We start from the raw sequence: 20,346 nt of genomic DNA, 5'->3' as shown, positions 1-20,346 counted from the left end.
CCGCGGCGGTCACGCCGATCGGCGGTCGGCCGCCTCCTGGCCGGGGGCCTGCGCGTCGGCCGCCTCCTCCGCCGTCCGCACCGCCACCGACGGCACGGCCGCCCGGGGGCCCACGTGCAGCTGCAGCCGCGGCGGGGACACGTGTGCCTCGAGGCGCACCCGCCGTCCGCGGGCGAGCCAGGCGGCCGCGCCGAGCGCGGCCAGCACCGCGACGGCCCCGCCGAGGATCAGCCCCCAGGGGGCGCCCAGGTGCTCGGAGACCCAGCCGATGACCGGCGCGCCCAGCGGGGTGCCCCCCATGAAGCACATGAAGTACAGCGCCATCACCCGGCCGCGCATCTGCGGGTCGACCCCGAGCTGCACGAAGCTGTTGTTGGCCACGCTGAACACCAGCCCGGCCGCGCCGGTCGGCACCAGCAGCACCGCGAAGGCCCAGTACCCGGGCACCAGGCCGCAGGCCATGGTGAGCAGCCCGAAGACGATGGCCGCGCCGACCAGGAACCGCTGCCGGGGCCGCGCGCTGCGACGGGTGGACAGCAGCGCCCCGGACAGCGACCCGACGGCGAAGCAGGTGGAGAGCAGCCCGAAGGCCTCCGCGCCCAGGTCGAACACCTCACGGGCCATCAGCGCGATGGTGACCTGGTAGTTGAACGCGAAGGTGCCCAGGACGAACGCCAGGCCCATCGCCAGCACCAGGTCGGGGTGGGCCCAGGTGTAGCGCAGCCCCTCCCGGAGCTGCCCCTTGCCGCGCGCGACCGGCGGGCTCGGGTGCAGCTCGTCGGGCCGCATGGACAGCAGCGCGCCGATGGTGAAGGCGAAGCTCGCGGCGTTGACCAGGAACGCCGGCGCGGTGTCGCCGGACGCCGCGCCGATGACCAGCCCGGCGACGGACGGGCCGACCAGCCGGGCACCGTTGAAGATCGTCGAGTTGAGGCTGACGGCGTTGGCCAGGTACTCGGGCCCGACCATCTCCGACACGAAGGACTGCCGCACCGGCGCGTCGATCGCCGACACCGCGCCCAGCGCCCCGGCCAGCACGAACACGTGCCACAGCGCGATGCCGTCCGCGGCGACCAGCAGACCGAGCACCAGGGCCAGCAGCCCCATCAGCGCCTGGGTGACGACCAGGACCCGGCGCTTGGCGTACCGGTCGGCGAGCACCCCGCCGTACATGCTCAGGAACAGGGTCGGGCCGAACTGCAGCGCCGTGATCAGGCCCAGGGCCACGCCGCTGTCACCGGAGAGCTGCAGCACCAGCCAGTCCTGGCCGATCCGCTGCATCCACGTGCCGGTGAGGCTCACCAGGTTGGCCGAGGCGTAGATCCGGTAGTTGCGCACCCGCAACGACCGGAACATCCCGGAGCGGTCAGCTCGGGCGCTCACCCACTCGCCAGCTTGTCCATGATCGCCGACGCCTCGCGCAGCACCGCCCGCTCCTCCGCCGTCAGTTCCTGCAGCCGGCCGGCCAGCCACGCCTCCCGCGCCCGCGCCTCGACGGCGAGCAGTTCCTCCGCCGCCGGGGTGAGCTCGATGACCACCTGCCGGCCGTCGGTCGGGTGCGGGCTCCGGGTGACCAGGCCCATCCCCTCGAGCGCGACGACCACGCGGGTCATCGACGGCGGCTGCACCCGCTCGTGCGTCGCCAGCTCCCCCGGGCTCAACCGGCCGTGCCGCTGCAGGGTCGAGAGGGCGGCGAGGTGCGTGAGGGTGACCGACTGGTCCACCCGCTGGTTGCGCAGCCGGCGGGAGAACCGCATGACCGCCAGCCGCAGGTCGTGGGCCAGCGCCGCGGTGTCCAGCGTCGTCCGGCTCACGACCATTAGCCTAGCTCACGAAGGTCCCGGGGCGGCCCCGTGCAGGATCCCGCCGCCGGGGGTCCTCCCTCAGAACAGCTGCTGCAGGGGCTCCAGGGCGAAGTAGACGACGAAGAGCACCGTGATGACCCACATCAGCGGGTGGACCTGGCGCACCCGTCCGGTCGCCGCGCGCAGCAGCACGTAGCTGACCACGCCGGCGCCGATGCCGTTGGTGATCGAGTAGGTGAACGGCATGAGCGCGATGGTGAGGAAGGCCGGGATCACCAGGGACATGTCGTCCCACTCCAGGTGCCGGATCTGGCTGATCATCAGCGCCCCGACGATCACCAGCGCCGGCGCGGCCGCCTCCGAGGGGACGACCTGGACCAGCGGGGTGAAGAACATCGCCAGGAGGAACAGGACGCCGGTGCCGACGCTGGCCAGGCCGGTGCGGGCGCCGTCGGCGACACCGGAGGCGCTCTCGATGTAAGTGGTGTTGGACGAGACGCTGCCCGCACCGCCGGCCGCCGCGGCGAGGGAGTCGACGAGCAGGACCGGCTGCGACCGGGGCAGGTTGCGCTTCTCGTCGAGCAGGCCGCCCTCGGCGCCGACCGCGGTGACCGTGCCGACGGTGTCGAAGAAGTCGGCGATCATGATCGAGAAGACGATGAGCAGCGCGGCGATGACGCCGATCCGCTCGAAGCCGCCGAACAGCGAGAAGTTGCCCACCAGCGACAGGTCGGGTGCGCTCACCACGTCGTCGGGCAGGGTCGGCACCTGCAGCGCCCAGCCCCGCGGGTTCTCCGCGCCGTCGGCACCGATGCGCGGACCGATCTGGGCGACGGCCTCGATGAGGATCGCCAGCAGCGTGGAGACGACGATGCCGATGAGCAGCGCGCCCTTGACCTTGCGCACCACCAGGACGCTGGTCAGCAGCAGGCCGACGACGAAGACCAGCAGCGGCCAGCCGGCCAGCTGACCGTTGATGCCGAAGCTGATCAGCGGGTTGCCGGGGCGGATGACGCCGGCGTCGGCCAGCCCGATGATCGTGAGGAAGAAGCCGATGCCGACCGCGATCGCCGTCTTCAGCTGCGGCGGGATGGCCTCGAAGACCGCCTTGCGGAAGCCGGTCAGCACCAGGACGGTGATCAGCAGGCCCTCGAGCACGACCAGGCCCATGATCTCGGGCCAGGCCAGCTGGGTGGCCGCGTAGACGGCGACGATCGCGTTGATGCCCAGCCCGGTGGCCAGCGCGAAGGGGTACCGGCCGACGATCCCCATGACGATCGTCATCACGCCGGCGATCAGCGCGGTGACCGCGGCGACCGAGGCGAAGGGCAGCGAGGCCCCGGTGAGGTCGGCGCCGGACAGGATGATCGGGTTGAGCACCACGATGTAGGCCATCGTGAAGAACGTCGTCAGGCCGCCGCGCAGCTCGCGGGCGACCGTGGAGCGGCGGGCGCTGATGCCGAAGTAGCGGTCCACGCCGTTCTTCGGCCGCACCCGCGGCCCCTCGCTGCGGCGGGGCGTCCGGGCCGCGGCGACGTCGGCCGGCGTACCGCCGTCCGCCGCGGTGACGCTGTTGCCGTCCCCCGCGGTCGTGTTGCTGCCCCCGGAGGGGCGGGACTTCTCGGTCATGAGGGACTCCACGAGCGGGTGGCGGGCAGGCGGGCGCGGGGGAAGCGCGCGACGGCCGACCGGTGCGGCTGGCAACGAGCGGCGACAGCGTGCCACACACACGTTTCCACCATGTGCACGACCAGCGGGCGCCGGGGGCCTAGGGTCGGGGCGTGCCCGCTCCGACCAGACAGGCCCCGCCGCCGCTGCGGGTCGACACCGTCCGCGTGGTCCTGATCGGGACGGCGCTGTGGGCCGTGGCCCTGGTCGTCCTGCTCCTGCTCGGCGACCGCGTCGACCGGGTGTGGACCTGGACCTGCGTCGCGGGCATCGCGCTGGCCGGCGTCGGCCTGGCGGTCATGCGCCGACAGGGCCAACTCGACCGCAAGGACTGAAGGAGCACCTCCTCCCCGCGGTGGCCGTGAGGAGCGGGGCCCGGAGGGTCCCCGACGAAGGGCCGGGTGGGCTCAGCGCAGGTCGGGGACGGCACCTGACCGCGGTGGCCGTGAGGAGCGGGGCCCGGAGGGTCCCCGACGAGCCGCCGGGTGGGCTCAGCGCAGGTCGGGGACGGCACCTGACCGCGGTCGTCGTCCGGAGGACGACAGTGTCACAGCACGTCGAACGCGCCGGTGTCGTAGCGCGCCGACGTCACGACCTCGGTCGCCTCGTCGACCACCAGCGTGGCCTGGCTGTGCGCCCCGCAGCCGTAGTCGACGGCGACCACGCGCCCGTCGGCCGGGGCGTAGACGTTGCCGCAGGCACCGAAGGCCCGCCGCAGCGAGCCGGCCAGCGGGAGGAAGAAGCCGCAGGTGCCGCACGGGCCGGGTGCGTGGCGGGCCATCGACGAGCGCGGCCCGTACTCGCCGGCGTTCCACCGGGCCGCCGCCTCGCCGCGCCCCTGCTGCGACATGACCCGCTCGCGGCCGAGCCCGACCTCCCGGGCGACGACGGCGCCCTGCGGGTCGTCGTCCGCGTCGTCGTCGGTGGTGTAGGCCGGGACCAGCCGCGGGTCGTCCTCGGTGGAGGGCAGCACGTCACCGACCGACAGGTCGCCCGGCCGCAGCCTCTCGTGCCACGGGACCCAGGCCGGCGCCAGCAGCGCCTGCTCCCCCGGCAGCAGGACCACCTCGTCGACGGTGACGACGTCCTCGCCGGGGACGTGGGCCAGGGTGACCGCCCAGTGCCAGCCGGCGTACCCGGGCACCCCGCTGGCGAAGGTGTGGGTGGCGACCTCGCCGAGCACCGCCGGGTCGCCGGACGCCGGGACCTCGGGCGAGACCCCCAGGTGCTCGCCGACCAGGTCGGGGGACCCCGCGGTCTCGACCGCCGCCGCCCGCGCCTGGTCGACCGCCGCGGACAGCACGTCGCTCCCCGCGCCTGCGGGGTGGAGGAAGTCGGCCACGACGCCATTGTCCCTGACGCCGCCGCACCCCGGACGGCGCGGGGGCACGTGCGCGACCGCGCGTCCAGACTGGTGCGGCACGATGGGCGGGTGCCCAGCTCCCGTCCGTTCGGTGCCCGCCGGGGCGGCCCCCGCCGGCACCCGCTGCCTCCCGGCGCGGACGGCATGGACACCACGCCCATCGACGTCGGCCGGCCGGCCACCCGCCCGCAGCCGGCGGCGCCACCACCGTGGACCGGGGCCGCTCCTCCCGGCGGCGCCCAGCCGCCGACCGCCGTCCTCCCGCCCGGCGGCTCGCAGCAGCCGGGGGCCGCTCCCCGGCCGGCACCGACGACGCCCCGGAAGATGACGGTCACCCGGGTGGCCGCCGCCCGCTCGCGCGAGCTGACCGGTGCGGCGGTGCGCCGGGTGCGCACGGCCAGCCGCGCCGACGGCGCCGGGGACAGCGGGCTGACCCACCTGCTGTGGGTCAACGCCCTGCACATGGCCGGCGACGCGATGATCGCGGTCTCGCTGGCCGGGACGCTGTTCTTCGCCGCCACCACCGACGCCCAGCGCAGCAACGTCGCGCTCTACCTGCTGGTGACGATGGCGCCGTTCGCCGTCGTCGCACCGGTCATCGGGCCACTGCTGGACAAGCTGCAGCGCGGCCGCCGCTGGGCGATGGCGGCCAGCCTGCTGGGCCGGGCCGTCCTCGCCCTCGTCATGGCCGCGCACTACGACGACCTGGTGCTCTACCCCGCGGCGCTCGGGGTCCTGGTGCTCTCCAAGGCGCACAACGTGCTGCGCGCCGCCGTGGTCCCGCGGGTGCTGCCCAGCGCGATGTCGCTGACCTCCGCGAACGCGCGGACGTCGGTCTTCGGGCTGCTCACCGCGGCGGTGTTCGGCGGCCTCGGGGGCGGGCTGGCCTGGGCGTTCGGGTTCCCGCCGGAGCTGTGGGTCACCGCGGTGGTGTTCGCCGCGGGCGCGGTCCTCGCGGTGCGGCTGCCCGGCCACGTCGACGTCCCGACCGGCGAGCTTCCTGCCGACGTGTTCACCACCGCGCCGGTGCCGGTGGTGGTCCCCGGGCGGCGGCGCCGGCCGGTCAACCCCCGGGTGGTGCTGGCGCTGCGGGCCAACGCCGCGCTGCGCGGCCTCGGCGGCTTCCTCACCATCTTCTCGGCGTTCCTGGTCCAGGCGACCGTCGACGACGGCTGGCAGGCGACCGCCGCCCTGGGCGCGATCGCCGCGGCTGCCGGGGTCGGCAGTGTGGCGGGCACCGCGGTCGGCTCCCGGCTGCACCGCGTCGCCCCGGACCCGGTCGTGCTCTGGTCGGCGGGCGCGGCGGCGGCGGTGACCGTCCTCGCCGCGGTCTTCTTCAGCCTCCCGATGGCCGCGCTGGTCGCCGGAGTGGCGGCGGTGGCCAACGCCCTGGGCAAGGTGTCCCTCGACGCGATCATCCAGCGGGAGGTGCCCGAGAGCCTGCGCGCGTCGGCGTTCGCCCGCTCCGAGACCGCGCTGCAGCTGGCCTGGGTGGTCGGCGGCGGGCTGGGCATCGCCCTGCCGCCGACCGGCTGGCTGGGCTTCACCGTGGCGGCCGGGCTGCTGGTCCTGGCCATGGCGCTGGTGCTGTGGGGCCCGCGCCGCCGGTCCGCGCCGTCCCCCGCCGTGGTCGCGGACCCGGTGGGACCGGCGTGAGGCGCGGGGGCGTCCCGGCCGCGCTCGTGCTCCTGGCCGGCGTGGCCGGCTGCGGGTCCGGCGAGCCGGAGGGCCCGCCGGACGTCGTCGTCCAGGCCGGCACGCAGCAGGTCGACGTCGCCCCGACGCAGTACTGCCTGGACGGCGACGGGCAGCGCTACGAGCGGGAGCCGCCGATCGTGGAGGTCCCCGCCGACACGACCATCCGCATCACCGTGCCGCAGGCGGTGGCCGAACAGGGCTGGAGCGTCCAGGTCTTCGACGACGGGCTCCAGGAGCAGCTCGGGGAGGTCGAGGTCGAGCAGGGCGCGGCCGTCCTCGACGAGATCAACTCCGACGACGTCGTCCCGGCCGCCTTCTACCTGGTGGTCGTGCAGGACGCCGGCGAGGCGTGCGAGGGCTTCAGCGGCGCGTGGCCGGTGGGCTTCCTGCGCAGCGGCGGCTCCGAGGGCGGCACGGCCTCCGCGACGCCCGCCGCCTGACCGCCTCGTGAGGTGCTGGAACGGCCTCGTCCCGGGTCCTGCCCCGAGCGGAGCGAGGGGTGGGGAGGACGAGGTCCTTTCAGTGCTCCAGGTCGGTGGCGACGGCGCGCAGCACCGAGGCGACCTTGCGGGCCACCTGCCGGTCGGGGTGGCGGCCCCGCCGCAGGCCGTTGGAGACGTCGTCGAGCAGCTTGATGAGGTCCTCGATGATCGGGACCAGCTCGTCGGGCTTCTTGCGGGTCCGCTCCGCGTGTGCGGCCGCGACAGACGGCAGCGGGTCGAGGATGCGAACCTGCAGCGCCTGGTCGCCGCGCCGTCCGGCGACGATGCCGAACTCCACCCGCTGACCGGGCTTGAGCTCACTGGTGCCGGCCGGCAGCGCGTCCTTGTGCACGAAGACGTCGGGACCGTCCTCGCGGGAGAGGAAGCCGAAACCCTTCTCCGGGTTGAACCACTTGACTCTGCCGGTGGGCACGTTGATCCCTCAGTCGGTCGCGGACGGACCCGGCACGGGCCGGGAGGACGGTGGCGCCGCGGGCGGCCGCCGGTGCCCAGGTTAGTCGTCGCTCGCGCCGTCCAGCGCCCCCTTTCCGACCGCGCCCCGGGAGGCCGCTGCGCAGGTCACGACGCTCAGTCGGCGGCCATGGGCTGCTCCACGACCCCCAGCCGGTCGAGCAGGACGAGGAAGACCGCGGCGAAGTCGTTGTCCGCGACGTCGCGGCGCACGCGGTCCCAGTCGACCTGCTCGCGCAGCGCCCGGGCGACCGGCAGCAACCGCGAGTAGTCGCAGTAGTGCTCGTCGAGGGCCATGAGCTTGGTGACGAGGATGTCGGTCGCCTCGAGGACGGGCATGTGCACCGAGAGCACGGGGAGCTCCTCGGCGCGCTCGATGAGGTCGAGCTCGACCGGGGTGCCGCAGGTGCGCCACAGGACGTCGACGAACGAGTTGCCCTGGACGACCTTGGTGAGCCAGTCCTCGGCGGGGTCGACGACCTCGAGGCCGGCCTCGGCCATGACCTTGGCCGCCCGCTCGGACTCGGCCGCCGGCACCAGGAAGTCGGCGTCGTGGTCCGGCTCGGGGGCGCCGCGGACCCACGCCGCGTACCCGCCGCAGAGCGCGAAGGGCACGTCGCCCTGCTTCAGCGCCACGGCGACGCGCTTGAGGAGGTCACGGATCTCGTCCCGGTCCGAGGGCTGCACGCCGTCCCTGCTACCCGGCGGTGCGTCGTCGGAACGTGACGGTGTGGACGGCGGCGTCCGGGGCACAGGAACGGCGTGCGGATCGCCACGTTCAACATCCTCCACGGCCGCTCCCCCGCCGACGACAAGGTCGACGTGGAACGGCTCGCCGCGGCGGTGAAGTCCCTGGACGCGGACGTCCTCGGCCTCCAGGAGGTCGACCGCGACCAGCCGCGGTCGATGGGCGCGGACCTCACCGCGGTCGCCGCAGAGGCCATGGGCGCGGTCGGCTCCCAGTTCGTGGCGGCGCTGCACGGCACCCCCGGGGGCACCTGGATGGCCGCCACCGGTGACGAGCAGCCCGGGTCGGCGACCTACGGGATCGCCCTGCTGTCGCGGTACCCGGTGGTGTCCTGGCGGGTGGTGCGGCTGCCGGCGCTGCGCAGCCGGGTGCCGGTGTGGTTCCGAGGAGCCCCGCGGCCGAAGTTGGTGGGTGACGAGCCGAGGGTCGCCGTCGCCGCCGTCCTCGAGGGGCCGGCGGGCCAGTTCACCGTGTGCAACACGCACCTGTCGTTCGTCCCCGGCTGGGGCGCGCTGCAGCTGTCGAAGCTGGTGCGGTCGCTCACCGGCACCCGGGAGCCGCTGGTCCTCATGGGGGACCTCAACATGCAGGCGCCCCAGGCGGTGCGGGTGAGCGGACTGCGGCCGCTGGGGACGGCTGCGCCGACCTTCCCCGTGGACACGCCGACCCGCCAGCTCGACCACGTGCTCGCCCGCGGCCCGATCACCGCGACCGGGCGGGCCGAGGCGGTGCGCCTGCCGCTGTCGGACCACCGGGCCCTCGTCGTCCCCTGCGCCCCCACCTGACGGCGCCGTCCCGGGTCCCGCCCTGAGCTTGCGAAGGGTGGGGAGGACGGGGTCCTTCTTCAGGCGTTCTGGACGGCGGCGGCGGACTGGAGGCCGAGTTCCTCGATCGAGACCTCCCGCATCTCGACCTTGCGGACCTTGCCGGTGACGGTCATCGGGAAGCCGTCGACGATCTTGACGTAGCGCGGGATCTTGTAGTGGGCCAGCTTGCCGGTGCAGAACTCGCGCAGCGACTCCACGGTCATCGCCCCGGCGCCCTCGCGCACCCGCACCCAGGCCATGAGCTCCTCGCCGAACCGCTCGTCGGGGACGCCGATGACCTGCGCCTCGATGATGTCCGGGTGGGTGAAGAGGAACTCCTCGACCTCCCGCGGGTACACGTTCTCCCCGCCGCGGATGACCATGTCCTTGATGCGCCCGACGATGTTGAGGTAGCCCTCGTCGTCCATCACCGCGAGGTCACCGGTGTGCATCCAGCGGGCCACGTCGATGACCTCGGCGGTCTTCTCGGGCTGGTTCCAGTAGCCGAGCATCACCGAGTAGCCGCGGGTGCAGAACTCGCCGGGGGTGCCGCGGGGCACGGTCAGCCCGGTCTCGGGGTCGATGACCTTGACCTCCAGGTGCGGGTGCACCCGGCCCACGGTGGAGGTGCGCCGGTCGAGGTCGTCGTCGGCGCCGGTCTGGGTGGAGACCGGCGAGGTCTCGGTCATGCCGTAGCAGATGGTCACCTCGGTCATGCCCATCTCGGCGACCACCCGCTTCATCACCTCGACCGGGCACGGCGAGCCGGCCATGATCCCGGTCCGCAGGCTGGACAGGTCGTAGGTGGCGAAGTCGGGCAGCGCCAGCTCGGCGATGAACATCGTCGGGACGCCGTACAGCGAGGTGCACCGCTCCTCCTGCACCGCCCGGAGGGTCAGCGCGGGGTCGAAGCCGGGTGCCGGGATCACCATCGTCGCGCCGTGGCTGGTGGCCGCGAGGTTGCCCATGCCCATGCCGAAGCAGTGGTAGTAGGGCACCGGGATGCAGATGCGGTCGGCCTCGGTGTATCCGCAGCCCTCGCCCACGAAGAACCCGTTGTTGAGCAGGTTGTGGTGGGTGAGCGTGGCGCCCTTCGGGAAGCCGGTGGTGCCCGAGGTGTACTGGATGTTGATCGGGTCGTCGGCCGACAGCTGGGCCTCCCGCTCGGCGAGCAGGCCGTGGTCGCCCTCCCGGCCGGTGGCCACGAGCTGGTCCCACTCGGCCGAGCCGAGGAAGACGACGTCGCGCAGGTCGGCGCAGGAGTCGCGGACCTCGGCGACCATCGCCCGGTAGTCGCTGGACTTGAACTCCGGCGCGCTGACCAGCAGCGAGATGCCCGCCTGCTGCAGCACGTAGGCCAGCTCGTGGGTCCGGTAGGCCGGGTTGATGTTGACCAGGATCGCGCCGAGCTTCGCCGTGGCGAACTGGACGAAGGCCCACTCCGCGCAGTTGGGCGCCCAGATGCCGACCCGGTCGCCCTTGGCCACGCCCAGCGCGTCCAGCCCCAGGGCGACCGCGTCGACCTCCGCGACGAACTGCGGATAGGTGAAGCGGCGACCGGTGGCGCACTCGACGAGCGCCTCGTGGTCACCCACCCGCGCTGCCGTCCGGTCGAGGTTGGCCCCGATGGTGTCTCCGAGCAGGGGGACCGTGGAGGTCCCGCTGCTGTAGGACGGCAGCGCGGGCGCCGTCACCGCTGGACCACCTGCACGCCGGCGCGGTTGGGCTTGTCGGTGGGGTGCGCGTAGCGGAGGCGGTTGACCGGCAGCGGGAAGTCGTGGTCCTCACCGAAGGGTGACAGGGGGCCGGCCGGCTCGGCGGTGAACTCGGTCAGGGGCGGGCCACCGTCCACCGACTGCCCCCAGGTGGGCTCCACCAGGTGCGCGTGCTTGGTCTTCCGCTTGGCCATCTCGCCACTGCCTCCGTAGTTCGGTACGGGCACCGCCTGGTGCGCGTCGGTGGACATCTTCTCGGACGCGGTACCCCGAACGCACGCACTAGGCCTCATCGGGGGAGCCGGGCCGCGTGCGGCCGGTCACGCGGGCGCCGTAGACGGTCGGCAGCCCGTCGGCGGTGAGCACCCACTCCCGCGGCCCGACCGGGGCGGCGCGGACCACCGCGTCGCGCAGCTGCTGCACCGCGCGGGTCCGCCACACCGCGGTGCTGACCAGGCGCAGCCGCACCGGGGAGGCGTAGGGGTCGGTCTCGTCGTAGCCCTCCGGCTCGAACGCCAGCACCGCCGGGCCGGCGATGCGCAGCACGCCCGTCTGCCAGGGCACCCGCCGCAGCGCCCGCTGCCAGCGCTGGTGCCGGACCAGCGCGCCGGCGCCGGCGACGGCGGCCACGGTGCCGACGACGACGAGGACGACGACGAGCAGCCCCGCGCCGGGGACCCGCCGGCCGGAGTCCTCGAAGATGCCCACCGCGGCGGCGCCGAGCAGCACGCCGAGCACCACGGCGATCACCCCGCCGGCCAGCCAGCGCCACGCACCGGCCTGGTAGCCGGTCAGCGCCGCCTGGGTCTGGGGGTCCTCGGCCGCCGGGTGCACCCCGTCATGCTGGCGCACCCGCGGACGACACCGGCAGGACCCGGCCGCGGAGGGCAATGCAGGACCCGGCCACGGGCGACACCACAGGACCCGGCCACGCGGACGTCGTAGCGTGGTCCGGATGCCTGCCGAACGCCCCGCCACGCTGTCGGCCTGGCTGCGCACCCGCAGCGACGAGCAGCTCGCCGCGCTCCTCGCCGCCCGCCCCGACGTCGCCCGGCCCGCGCCCTCCGACGTGGTGGCCCTGGCCAGCCGGCTGGCGGTGCCGGTGTCGGTGGACCGGGCCCTCGACGAGCTCGACGCCGCCACGCTGCAGGTGCTCGACGTGGTGCTGCTGGCCGAGACCGACGGGGTGGAGGCCGCCGAGCTGCCCGGCGCCCTGCCCGAGGTGCCCGACGACGTGCTCGCCGCCGCGCTCGACCGGCTGACCGGCCGGGCGCTGCTCTGGGGCGACGACGTCCTGCACGCCCCCGACCCGGTGCGCCGCGCCGTCCGGTACCCCGCGGGGCTGGGCCGACGGGCGGCGGAGCTGCGGCTGAGCCTGCCGGCCGACCTGCCCGCCGCGCTCGGGGAGCTGGCCGCGGAGGAGCGTGAGGTCCTCGAGCGGCTGGCCGGGGACCGCCCGGTCGGCCACCTGCCCGACAGCCCCGGCACCGCCTCCTCCCCCGCCCGGCGGCTGCTGCAGCGCGGGCTGCTCGCCCGGATCGACGCGCTCAACGTGGAGCTGCCGCGGGAGGTGGGGCTCGCGCTGCGGGGCGGCCGCCCCTACGGCCCGCCCCGGCTGCGCCCGGAGCCCGCGACGGTCTCGCGCGACCCGGCCGTGGTGGACCGGCAGGCCGCCGGCGCGGCGCTGGAGACCATCGGCCGGGTCGGCGAGCTGCTGGTGCTGCTCGAGGAGGAGCCGGCCGGACTGCTGCGCAGCGGCGGGATCGGCGTCCGCGACCAGAAGCGGGTGGCCCGCGCGCTGCACGTCCCCGAGCCGGAGGCCGGCTGGCTGCTGGAGCTGGCCCACGTCGCCGGCCTGCTCGACGTCGGCGGCCCGCACCGCGACGAGTGGCTGCCCACCCGGGCCTACGACCTGTGGCGCGAGCAGGACCTCCCCGACCGGTGGGCAACGCTCGCCGCCGGGTGGCTGGACGCCGTCCGGCTGCCCTCGCTGGCCGGTCAGCGGGACGTGGCGGGCAAGGCGGTCAACGCCCTCTCCCCCGACCTGGTGCGGCACACCGCCCCGGCGATCCGCCGCTCGGCGCTGGCCGCCCTCGCCGAGTACCGGCCGGGCACGGGCCTGGCCGCGGACGACCTGGTGGCGCTGCTGCGCTGGCGGACCCCGCGGCGGGCCGACCGGCTGGCCCCGGTGCCCGACCTGCTCGCCGAGGCCGCCCGGCTCGGTGTGCTGGTCGGCGGGGTGCTCTCCGCCGGCGGCCGCGGCCTGCTCGCCGGCGGGGAGGACGGCGCGGCCGACGGCGTGCGCGGCCTGCTGCCCCAGCCGGTCGACCACGTGCTGGCTCAGCCCGACCTGTCCCTGATCGCCCCGGGACCGCTGGTCGCCGAGCTCGCCGACACCCTCGCCGTCGTCGCCGACGTCGAGTCCTCCGGCGGGGCGACGGTGTTCCGGGTGTCGGAGGGCAGCGTCCGGCGGGCACTGGACTCCGGGTGGTCGGCCACCGACCTGCACGAGTTCTTCGCCCGCGCCTCCCGGACGCCGGTCCCCCAGGCGCTGGACTACCTGGTGGACGACGTCGCCCGCCAGCACGGCCGGCTGCGGGTCGGCGCGATCGAGAGCTACGTGCGCTCCGACGACCACGGGCTGCTCTCCCAGGTGCTCAACGACCGGCGGACGGCGGACGCCGAGCTGCGCCGCCTGGCGCCCGGGGTGCTGGTCAGCGCACTCGGCGCCGACGAGGTGCTCACCGTGCTGCGCGCCGCCGGGTACGCGCCGGCCGGCGAGTCCCCCGGCGGCGCCGTCCTCACCCGGCCCCCGGCCCGCCCGCGCGCCGCCGGACGCCGGCCCGGCGCGGCCGCCCCGCAGGCGCCGCGGCCGCTGACCGGCGAGGAGGTGGCCGCGACGGTCCGCGAGATCCGCGCCGGCGACGCCGCCCTGGCCGCCCGCCGCGGCGAGGCGGTGCGCCAGGTCCCCGGGGTGACCACCGCCGGCACGCTGGAGCTGCTGTCCCGCGCCGTCCGCGAGGGCGTGCCGGTGTGGCTGGGGTACGTGGACGCGCAGGGCAGCGGCAGCCAGCGGGTGGTGCAGCCGGTGTCCCTGGCCGGCGGGTACCTGCAGGGGTACGACGAGCGCCGCGGGGAGAGCCGCACCTTCGCCGTCCACCGGATCACGTCGGTGGCCCTCGTCGAGGACGGGGAGTCCGCCGCGTCCGGGTGATCCGTGCCGCAACCGCTTGTCCCACGCAACGGCTCGCACGACCCTGCCAGGCCATGGGGACTGAGCAGACCGTCGCGGCCCGGCTCGTCGGAGCCGTGCAGGGGGTCCTGGGTGTCGACCAGCTGCCCGTCCGGCTGCGGGCGTGGGACGGGTCCGTGGCCGGGCCCGAAGGAGCACCGGTGGTCGCCGTCCGCTCCCGGCGGGCGCTGCGGCGGCTGGTGTGGTCGCCCGGGGAGCTCGGGCTGGGCCGCGCCTACGTCGCCGGGGAGCTCGACCTCGAGGGCGACGTGTTCGACACGCTGGCGGCGCTGTCCGCGTCCGGGCGGCTGGCCTCCGACGACGTGCCGGCGCCGACGCTCGCGGAGCGGCTGGCGCTGGTGCGCACCGCGGTCTCCCTCGGTGCCCTCGGTCCCGAGCCGGCCCCGCCGCCGGAGGAGGTTCGGCTGCGGCGGTTCGGACGGCGGCACTCGAAGGCCCGGGACGCCGCCGCGATCTCGCACCACTACGACTTGAGCAACGACTTCTACGCGATGGTCCTCGGCCCCTCGATGGTCTACTCGTGCGCCGTCTGGGAGTCGCCGGCCACCGGGCTGGAGGCGGCCCAGGAGGCCAAGCTCGACCTCGTCTGCCGCAAGCTCGCCCTGGCCCCGGGGGCCCGGCTGCTCGACGTGGGCTGCGGGTGGGGCAGCCTGGCGCTGCACGCCGCCGAGCGGTACGGCGCGCAGGTCGTCGGGATCACGCTGTCCACCGCGCAGGCCGACCTCGCCCGGGCGCGGGTGGCCGAGGCCGGGCTGGCCGACCGGGTGGAGATCCGGGTGCAGGACTACCGGGACGTCGCCGACGGCCCGTTCGACGCGATCAGCTCCATCGGGATGGCCGAGCACGTGGGCGCCGCCGGCATGGCCGGGTACGCCCGCGCGCTGCACGACCTGCTGCGCCCCGGCGGCCGGCTGCTCAACCACGCGATCTCGTGGAACGCCGGCGCGGCCGACTGGGACAACGACACGTTCATCACCCGGTTCGTCTTCCCCGACGGCGAGCTGCTCAGCCTGGCCGGCACGGTGGCCGCGTTCGAGGGCCAGGGGCTGGAGGTGCTCGACGTCGAGGCGCTCCGCCGGCACTACGCGCTGACCCTGCGGGCGTGGGTCGAGCGGCTCGAGAAGCGCTGGGACGCCGCGGTCGCGCTCACCACGCCGGGCCGGGCGCGGGTGTGGCGGCTGTACATGGCCGCCTGCGCGCTGGCCTTCGAGAACGGGCGGATGGGCGTCAACCAGGTGCTGCTGCGGCGGCCGGGCGGGGAGGAGGAGGCCCCGCTGCGGCTGCGGGAGTGGATCTGACACCCGTCGACGGGACCCGACGCCGCCCGTCGGGATCGCGTGATCTCGCACGGTTGGCGAGTGTGACGTGCGCGATCACGGGATCTCGACCCGCTCGGGCGGGAAGGCCCTGTCGGTCCCCGTGGTTACCGTGTCGGAGGCCCTGCGTGGCCGCCGTCCCCCCACGCCTGCCGAAAGGTCACCGTGAACGACGGACCCCTCATCGTCCAGTCGGACAAGACCCTGCTGCTCGAGGTCGACCACCCGCTGGCCCGCGAGTGCCGGGCCGCGATCGCGCCCTTCGCCGAGCTGGAGCGCTCCCCCGAGCACGTGCACACCTACCGGGTCACCCCGCTGGCGCTGTGGAACGCCCGCGCCGCGGGGCACGACGCCGAGCAGGTCGTCGACGCGCTGGTGCGGTACTCCCGCTACCCGGTTCCGCACGCGCTGCTGGTCGACGTCGCCGACACCATGGACCGGTTCGGCCGGCTCACCCTGGTCAACAACCCGGTGCACGGGCTGGTGCTGACCAGCTCCGACCGGGCGGTGCTCGAGGAGGTCGTCCGCTCCAAGCGGGTCGCCCCGATGCTGGGCGCCCGGATCGACGACGACACCATCGTCGTCCACCCGTCGGAGCGCGGGCGGCTCAAGCAGGCGCTGCTCAAGGTCGGCTGGCCGGCCGAGGACCTCGCCGGTTACGTCGACGGCCAGGCCCACCCCATCGAGCTGCAGCAGGACGGCTGGCACCTGCGCGACTACCAGCAGGAGGCCGTGGAGGGCTTCTGGTCCGGCGGCTCGGGAGTCGTCGTCCTGCCCTGCGGAGCGGGCAAGACGCTGGTGGGGGCCGCGGCGATGGCCGAGGCCAAGGCCACCACGCTGATCCTGGTCACCAACACCGTGGCCGGCCGGCAGTGGAAGCGCGAGCTGATCGCCCGCACCTCGCTGACCGAGGAGGAGATCGGCGAGTACTCGGGCGAGCGCAAGGAGATCCGCCCGGTCACCATCGCGACCTACCAGGTGATCACCACCCGCCGGAAGGGCGAGTACCGGCACCTGGACCTGTTCGACGCCCAGGACTGGGGCCTGATCGTCTACGACGAGGTGCACCTGCTGCCCGCGCCGATCTTCCGGCTGACCGCCGACCTGCAGTCCCGCCGGCGGCTGGGCCTCACCGCCACCCTCGTGCGCGAGGACGGCCGGGAGGACGACGTCTTCTCCCTCATCGGCCCGAAGCGCTACGACGCCCCGTGGCGCGACATCGAGGCCCAGGGCTACATCGCGCCGGCCGAGTGCATCGAGGTCCGGGTGTCGCTCGACGACGAGGAGCGGATGACCTACGCGGTCGCCGAGCCCGAGGAGCGGTACCGCATCGCGGCCACGGCGTCGTCCAAGCTGCCGGTGATCCGCCGCGTGCTCGACCGGCACCCCGACGAGCAGAAGCTGGTCATCGGCGCCTACCTCGACCAGCTCGAGGAGCTCGGGCAGGCGCTGGACGCCCCGGTCATCCAGGGCTCGACCACCAACCGCGAGCGGGAAAAGCTGTTCGACGCCTTCCGCGCCGGGGAGATCCGCACGCTGGTCGTGTCGAAGGTGGCGAACTTCTCGATCGACCTGCCGGAGGCGGCCGTCGCCGTCCAGGTGTCGGGCACCTTCGGCTCGCGGCAGGAGGAGGCCCAGCGCCTCGGCCGGGTGCTGCGGCCCAAGGCCGACGGCCGGCAGGCGCACTTCTACACGGTCGTCAGCCGCGACACCCTGGACGCCGAGTACGCCGCCCACCGGCAGCGCTTCCTGGCCGAGCAGGGCTACGCGTACACGATCGTCGACGCCGACGACCTGGCCGGCCCCGGCGAGGTCAACGGCCCCGACTGGGTGGACGAGCCCGCCGACTGAAGAAGGACCCCCTGCCCCCACCGCTCGCAAGCTCGCGGCGGGACCCTGCAGGGAGCCGCCGGTCGTGGGCTGCGGGGCAGCTGGGGCCGCCGTGACGGAACGACCCGTCCCGCAGCCCGAGACGATCGCCACACCTCCGCGCGGCTGCGCGCATCCGTGCAGGTCAGCGGGCCACCGGCAGGCCCCATACGTCGGACGGACCGTGGCGCGCGGGAGGCGGCCGGTTGGGCGTGTTGCCGTTCCCGCAGGCAGGATGGCCGACGACATGGGGAGTGCAACACGCGCGGAGGCGGTCGCCCCGCAGAGGACCAGCCGACCGCTCCGGGCCTGGCAGCAGGCCGCTCTGGAGAAGTACGAGCAGGAGTCACCGAAGGACTTCCTCGTCACCGCGACCCCGGGCGCGGGCAAGACGACCTTCGCCCTCACCCTGGCCGCCCGGCTGCTGCAGCGCCGCGAGGTGGCCCGCGTCATCGTGGTGTGCCCGACCGACCACCTGCGGCTGCAGTGGGCCGACGCGGCTGACCGGATGGGCATCGTCCTCGACCCGGGGCTGACCAACGCCGTCGGTCCGGTGCGCGCCGGCACCCAGGGCTACGTGACGACGTACGCGCAGGTCGCCGGCAAGCCGATGCTGCACGCCGCGCGCGCCACCGCGGTCAAGACGCTGGTCATCCTCGACGAGGTCCACCACGCCGGCGACGGCCTCTCCTGGGGTGAGGCCGTCGAGGAGGCCTACGGCTTCGCCGCCCGCCGGCTGTGCCTCACCGGGACGCCCTTCCGCACCAAGGCCGACGAGCGCATCCCCTTCGTCCGCTACGAGGAGGACGGGTTCGAGGGGGACGACGGCGAGGGCGGCATGGGCCTGGTCAGCCGCGCCGACTACACCTACGGCTACAAGGAGGCCCTGGCCGACAACGTCGTCCGCCCGGTCGTCTTCGCCGCGTACACCGGCACGTCTCGCTGGCGGAACTCCGCCGGCGAGGTGGTGGCGGCGTCGCTCTCGGAGGCCGGCACCCGCTCGGTCGAGATGCAGGCGTGGCGGACGGCGCTGGACCCCAAGGGCCAGTGGGTGCCGCACGTGATCGCGGCGATGGACGACCGGATCACCCACCTGCGCGAGGCGGGCGGCATGCCCGACGCGGCGGGGCTGATCCTCGCCAGCGACCAGGACGACGCCCGCGCCTACGCCCGCATCGTCAGGCGGGTCACCGGGAAGGCGCCCGAGCTCATCCTCTCCGACGACCCGAAGGCCTCGAAGAAGATCGAGCGGTTCGCGACCGGGTCGGCCCGCATCGCGGTCTGCGTGCGGATGATCTCCGAGGGGGTCGACGTCCCGCGGGCCGCCGTCCTGGCGTGGATGACCTCCTACCGGACGCCGCTGTTCTTCGCCCAGGCCGTCGGCCGCGTGGTCCGCTCCCGGGCCGCGCACGAGTCGGCCACCGTGTTCCTCCCCGCCGTCCGGCCGCTGCTCGGCCTGGCGGCGTCCATGGAGAAGGAACGCAACCACGTCATGCCGCCGCCCAAGGCCAAGGACCCCGAGGAGCTCGACCTCGACCCCCTGCCGCCCAAGGAGCGGGAGGTGCCCGACGGCGTCAAGCAGTTCGAGGCGCTGGAGGCCGACGCGCGCTTCGCCCACGTGCTGCACGGCGGCACCGCGCACACCGGTGAGGGCCGGCCGGCGACCGTGTCGCTGGGCGCCGAGGAGGAGGAGTTCCTCGGCATCCCCGGTCTGCTCACCGCCGAGCAGACCGCGTCGCTGCTCGCCAAGCGGGACGACGAACTGCGTGCCCGCATCGCCGAGCGCGCCCACCACGACGACGAGGACGGCGGCCTCTTCCCGGTCGAGGACCACCCCGAGGAGGACGACGCCGGCCGCTCCTGGCGCGACGCCGCCGAGCTGCGGCGGGAGATCAACCGGCTGGTGAGCCGCGTGTCGGCCAAGACGTCCACGCCGCACGCGGTGGTGCACACCCAGCTGCGCAAGTCGGTGCCCGGGCCGCCCTCGGCCTCGGCGTCGGTCGAGGTGCTCCGCGCCCGCCGGGAGCGCCTGCGCACCATGCTCTGACATCGTCGCCCGAGGGCGTCCTCGTGCCGCCCGCAGCCCGTCCGCGTGGCGTGCAGCCTCCGGTGGGGCACCGCCCCGCTGGCTGAGCAGCAGCTCTCAGGCGGTGGGCTGGACCGGACGGTAGTAGAGGTCGAGGCAGATGAGCAGCTCTGTGTGACTGACTCCCGACAGGCTCCGCACCTCGAGGTCGACCAGGCGCATGAGCTCGTGCGCGTCCCGGCACACCACCTCGGCGAACAGGTCGAACCGCCCCGCCGTGGCGACGACGTAGGCGATCGAGGGGAGCCGGGTCAAGGCGTCGGCCAGCTCCTCCACCCGGTGGCCCGGGCGCACGCCGATCGCCACCCACGCCTGGACGCCGAACCCGAGACTCCGCGGGTCAGCGAGCGCCGTGATGCGCACGACCCCGCTCTCGACCAGACGGTTCACCCGCTTGCGGACCTGCGACTCCGACATGCCCAGCTCGTTGCCGATCGTGGCGAAGGCGACCCGGCCGTCTGCGTTGAGCCCGCTGACGATCTGCTTGTCCACGTCACCGAGCAGCTCGCGCGGCTGGGCCGGCGGGTTGTCCGGCTTGCTGCGCGTCGCGTGCCAGGCGGGCTCCTGGTAGTGCAGCCGCAAGTAGGGGAAGACCTCCGCACGGTGGACGCCGGGAGCCTGGACGAAGGACTCGTCCAGCACGGCCAGCAGCTCCACCGAGTCCCGGCACAGCACCTCGACCAGCGCGTCGTAGCGGCCGGTGGTGATCACCGCGTAGTCCACGCAGTCGAGCTCGGCGAGCGAGGCCACCAGCGCGCGCAGGCTACGCCGGCCGTCGACCTGCACGCCGACGAGCGCACCGACGGTCAGGCCCAGGACGGCGGGGTCGGCGACCGTGGTGATGCGGATGACCCGGCTGTCGATGAGCTCCTGCACGCGGCGCCGCACGGTCTTCTCGGGCAGGGACAGCTCCCGGGCGATGGCCGCGAAGGACCGACGCCCGTCGGCCTGCAGGATCTGCACCAGCGCCCGGTCGGTCTCCGACAGCAGCACGACGTCGTCGGAGTGCGGCGGCCGCACATCCCCGTGGAGGAACCCCGGGACGATGTTCGGCGCGCCTGGCATG

18 protein-coding genes are annotated in these 20,346 nt (G+C 74.7%); 8 read left to right on the top strand and 10 right to left on the bottom strand.

Going from position 1 to position 20,346, the window contains the following annotated elements; translation table 11 throughout:
- Nucleotides 1–9: 9 nt before the first annotated feature.
- The 3 genes from ACI79D_RS04425 to ACI79D_RS04415 form a co-directional block, all read right to left on the bottom strand.
- The gene (locus ACI79D_RS04425) at nucleotides 10–1,383 is read right to left on the bottom strand and encodes an MFS transporter (protein WP_456917101.1); all 1,374 of its coding nucleotides are present in this window, start codon (nucleotides 1,381–1,383) and stop codon (nucleotides 10–12) included.
- Nucleotides 1,380–1,820, bottom strand: a complete 441-nt coding sequence (locus ACI79D_RS04420) for a MarR family winged helix-turn-helix transcriptional regulator (RefSeq protein WP_456917100.1) — start codon at nucleotides 1,818–1,820, stop codon at nucleotides 1,380–1,382. The genes ACI79D_RS04425 and ACI79D_RS04420 overlap by 4 nt, the downstream gene beginning before the upstream one ends.
- Before the next feature lie 63 nt (nucleotides 1,821–1,883).
- Nucleotides 1,884–3,434, bottom strand: a complete 1,551-nt coding sequence (locus tag ACI79D_RS04415; RefSeq protein ID WP_456917099.1) for an NCS2 family permease — start codon at nucleotides 3,432–3,434, stop codon at nucleotides 1,884–1,886.
- Nucleotides 3,435–3,586: 152 nt separating this feature from the next.
- Between ACI79D_RS04415 and ACI79D_RS04410 the strand changes: the two genes are divergently transcribed.
- On the top strand, nucleotides 3,587–3,808 hold the full coding sequence (locus ACI79D_RS04410) for a DUF2530 domain-containing protein (protein WP_456917098.1): 222 nt from the start codon (nucleotides 3,587–3,589) through the stop codon (nucleotides 3,806–3,808).
- A gap of 212 nt (nucleotides 3,809–4,020) precedes the next feature.
- On the opposite strand, the gene ACI79D_RS04405 is transcribed toward ACI79D_RS04410, so the two are convergent.
- Nucleotides 4,021–4,815: a DUF3027 domain-containing protein gene (locus ACI79D_RS04405; protein WP_456917097.1), complete on the bottom strand. Its 795-nt coding sequence runs from the start codon at nucleotides 4,813–4,815 to the stop codon at nucleotides 4,021–4,023.
- A gap of 90 nt (nucleotides 4,816–4,905) precedes the next feature.
- On the opposite strand from ACI79D_RS04405, the gene ACI79D_RS04400 reads away from it, so the two are divergent.
- Both ACI79D_RS04400 and ACI79D_RS04395 read left to right on the top strand, forming a co-directional pair.
- Nucleotides 4,906–6,492, top strand: a complete 1,587-nt coding sequence (locus tag ACI79D_RS04400) for an MFS transporter (protein WP_456917096.1) — start codon at nucleotides 4,906–4,908, stop codon at nucleotides 6,490–6,492.
- On the top strand, nucleotides 6,489–6,974 hold the full coding sequence (locus ACI79D_RS04395) for a DUF2771 family protein (RefSeq protein WP_456917095.1): 486 nt from the start codon (nucleotides 6,489–6,491) through the stop codon (nucleotides 6,972–6,974). Before ACI79D_RS04400 ends, ACI79D_RS04395 begins: the two co-directional genes overlap by 4 nt.
- Before the next feature lie 79 nt (nucleotides 6,975–7,053).
- Here ACI79D_RS04395 and ACI79D_RS04390 read toward each other — a convergent pair whose 3' ends face one another.
- Complete coding sequence (locus ACI79D_RS04390; RefSeq protein ID WP_456917094.1) at nucleotides 7,054–7,449, bottom strand: cold-shock protein; 396 nt, start codon at nucleotides 7,447–7,449, stop codon at nucleotides 7,054–7,056.
- 155 nt (nucleotides 7,450–7,604) lie between these two features.
- Nucleotides 7,605–8,174 carry a nucleotidyltransferase family protein gene (locus ACI79D_RS04385; RefSeq protein ID WP_456917093.1) on the bottom strand — a complete coding sequence of 190 codons (570 nt, stop codon included), beginning with the start codon at nucleotides 8,172–8,174 and terminating at the stop codon, nucleotides 7,605–7,607.
- Nucleotides 8,175–8,249: 75 nt separating this feature from the next.
- Here ACI79D_RS04385 and ACI79D_RS04380 point away from each other — a divergent pair, with 75 nt between their 5' ends.
- Nucleotides 8,250–9,020 (top strand): endonuclease/exonuclease/phosphatase family protein, encoded by a 771-nt coding sequence (locus tag ACI79D_RS04380; protein ID WP_456917092.1) that lies wholly within the window; start codon nucleotides 8,250–8,252, stop codon nucleotides 9,018–9,020.
- A 59-nt stretch (nucleotides 9,021–9,079) separates the two neighbouring features.
- On the opposite strand, the gene ACI79D_RS04375 is transcribed toward ACI79D_RS04380, so the two are convergent.
- The 3 genes from ACI79D_RS04375 to ACI79D_RS04365 are packed head-to-tail and all read right to left on the bottom strand — an operon-like array spanning nucleotide 9,080 to nucleotide 11,608.
- The gene (locus ACI79D_RS04375) at nucleotides 9,080–10,735 is read right to left on the bottom strand and encodes an AMP-binding protein (protein WP_456917091.1); all 1,656 of its coding nucleotides are present in this window, start codon (nucleotides 10,733–10,735) and stop codon (nucleotides 9,080–9,082) included.
- A complete protein-coding gene (locus ACI79D_RS04370) occupies nucleotides 10,732–11,007 on the bottom strand; it encodes a hypothetical protein (RefSeq protein ID WP_456917090.1) in 276 nt (91 codons plus the stop codon). The genes ACI79D_RS04375 and ACI79D_RS04370 overlap by 4 nt, the downstream gene beginning before the upstream one ends.
- 31 nt (nucleotides 11,008–11,038) lie before the next feature.
- Nucleotides 11,039–11,608 carry a hypothetical protein gene (locus tag ACI79D_RS04365; RefSeq protein WP_456917089.1) on the bottom strand — a complete coding sequence of 190 codons (570 nt, stop codon included), beginning with the start codon at nucleotides 11,606–11,608 and terminating at the stop codon, nucleotides 11,039–11,041.
- Nucleotides 11,609–11,711: 103 nt separating this feature from the next.
- Between ACI79D_RS04365 and ACI79D_RS04360 the strand changes: the two genes are divergently transcribed.
- The 4 genes from ACI79D_RS04360 (at nucleotide 11,712) to ACI79D_RS04345 (ending at nucleotide 19,241) form a co-directional block, all read left to right on the top strand.
- Nucleotides 11,712–13,970 carry a helicase-associated domain-containing protein gene (locus tag ACI79D_RS04360; protein ID WP_456917088.1) on the top strand — a complete coding sequence of 753 codons (2,259 nt, stop codon included), beginning with the start codon at nucleotides 11,712–11,714 and terminating at the stop codon, nucleotides 13,968–13,970.
- Nucleotides 13,971–14,023: 53 nt separating this feature from the next.
- Nucleotides 14,024–15,307 (top strand): class I SAM-dependent methyltransferase, encoded by a 1,284-nt coding sequence (locus ACI79D_RS04355; RefSeq protein ID WP_456917087.1) that lies wholly within the window; start codon nucleotides 14,024–14,026, stop codon nucleotides 15,305–15,307.
- A 183-nt stretch (nucleotides 15,308–15,490) separates the two neighbouring features.
- On the top strand, nucleotides 15,491–17,176 hold the full coding sequence (locus tag ACI79D_RS04350) for a DNA repair helicase XPB (protein WP_456917086.1): 1,686 nt from the start codon (nucleotides 15,491–15,493) through the stop codon (nucleotides 17,174–17,176).
- A 265-nt stretch (nucleotides 17,177–17,441) separates the two neighbouring features.
- Nucleotides 17,442–19,241 (top strand): DEAD/DEAH box helicase, encoded by a 1,800-nt coding sequence (locus tag ACI79D_RS04345; RefSeq protein ID WP_456917085.1) that lies wholly within the window; start codon nucleotides 17,442–17,444, stop codon nucleotides 19,239–19,241.
- A gap of 96 nt (nucleotides 19,242–19,337) precedes the next feature.
- On the opposite strand, the gene ACI79D_RS04340 is transcribed toward ACI79D_RS04345, so the two are convergent.
- Nucleotides 19,338–20,345: an Lrp/AsnC family transcriptional regulator gene (locus ACI79D_RS04340; protein WP_456917084.1), complete on the bottom strand. Its 1,008-nt coding sequence runs from the start codon at nucleotides 20,343–20,345 to the stop codon at nucleotides 19,338–19,340.
- Nucleotide 20,346 lies beyond the last annotated feature (1 nt).

The sequence above is a fragment of the Geodermatophilus sp. SYSU D00708 genome (genome assembly GCF_054050115.1).
This window is presented reverse-complemented; position numbering and strand designations above follow the sequence as displayed.

Excerpts from the sequence above, each read along its gene's own strand:
- ACI79D_RS04420 (WP_456917100.1), bottom strand. The coding sequence starts at position 1,820 with ATGGTCGTGAGCCGGACGACGCTGGACACCGCGGCGCTGGCCCACGAC.
- ACI79D_RS04415 (WP_456917099.1), bottom strand. The coding sequence starts at position 3,434 with ATGACCGAGAAGTCCCGCCCCTCCGGGGGCAGCAACACGACCGCGGGG.
- ACI79D_RS04370 (WP_456917090.1), bottom strand. The coding sequence starts at position 11,007 with ATGTCCACCGACGCGCACCAGGCGGTGCCCGTACCGAACTACGGAGGC.
- ACI79D_RS04360 (WP_456917088.1), top strand. The coding sequence starts at position 11,712 with ATGCCTGCCGAACGCCCCGCCACGCTGTCGGCCTGGCTGCGCACCCGC.
- ACI79D_RS04355 (WP_456917087.1), top strand. The coding sequence starts at position 14,024 with ATGGGGACTGAGCAGACCGTCGCGGCCCGGCTCGTCGGAGCCGTGCAG.
- ACI79D_RS04345 (WP_456917085.1), top strand. The coding sequence starts at position 17,442 with ATGGGGAGTGCAACACGCGCGGAGGCGGTCGCCCCGCAGAGGACCAGC.
- ACI79D_RS04340 (WP_456917084.1), bottom strand. The coding sequence starts at position 20,345 with ATGCCAGGCGCGCCGAACATCGTCCCGGGGTTCCTCCACGGGGATGTG.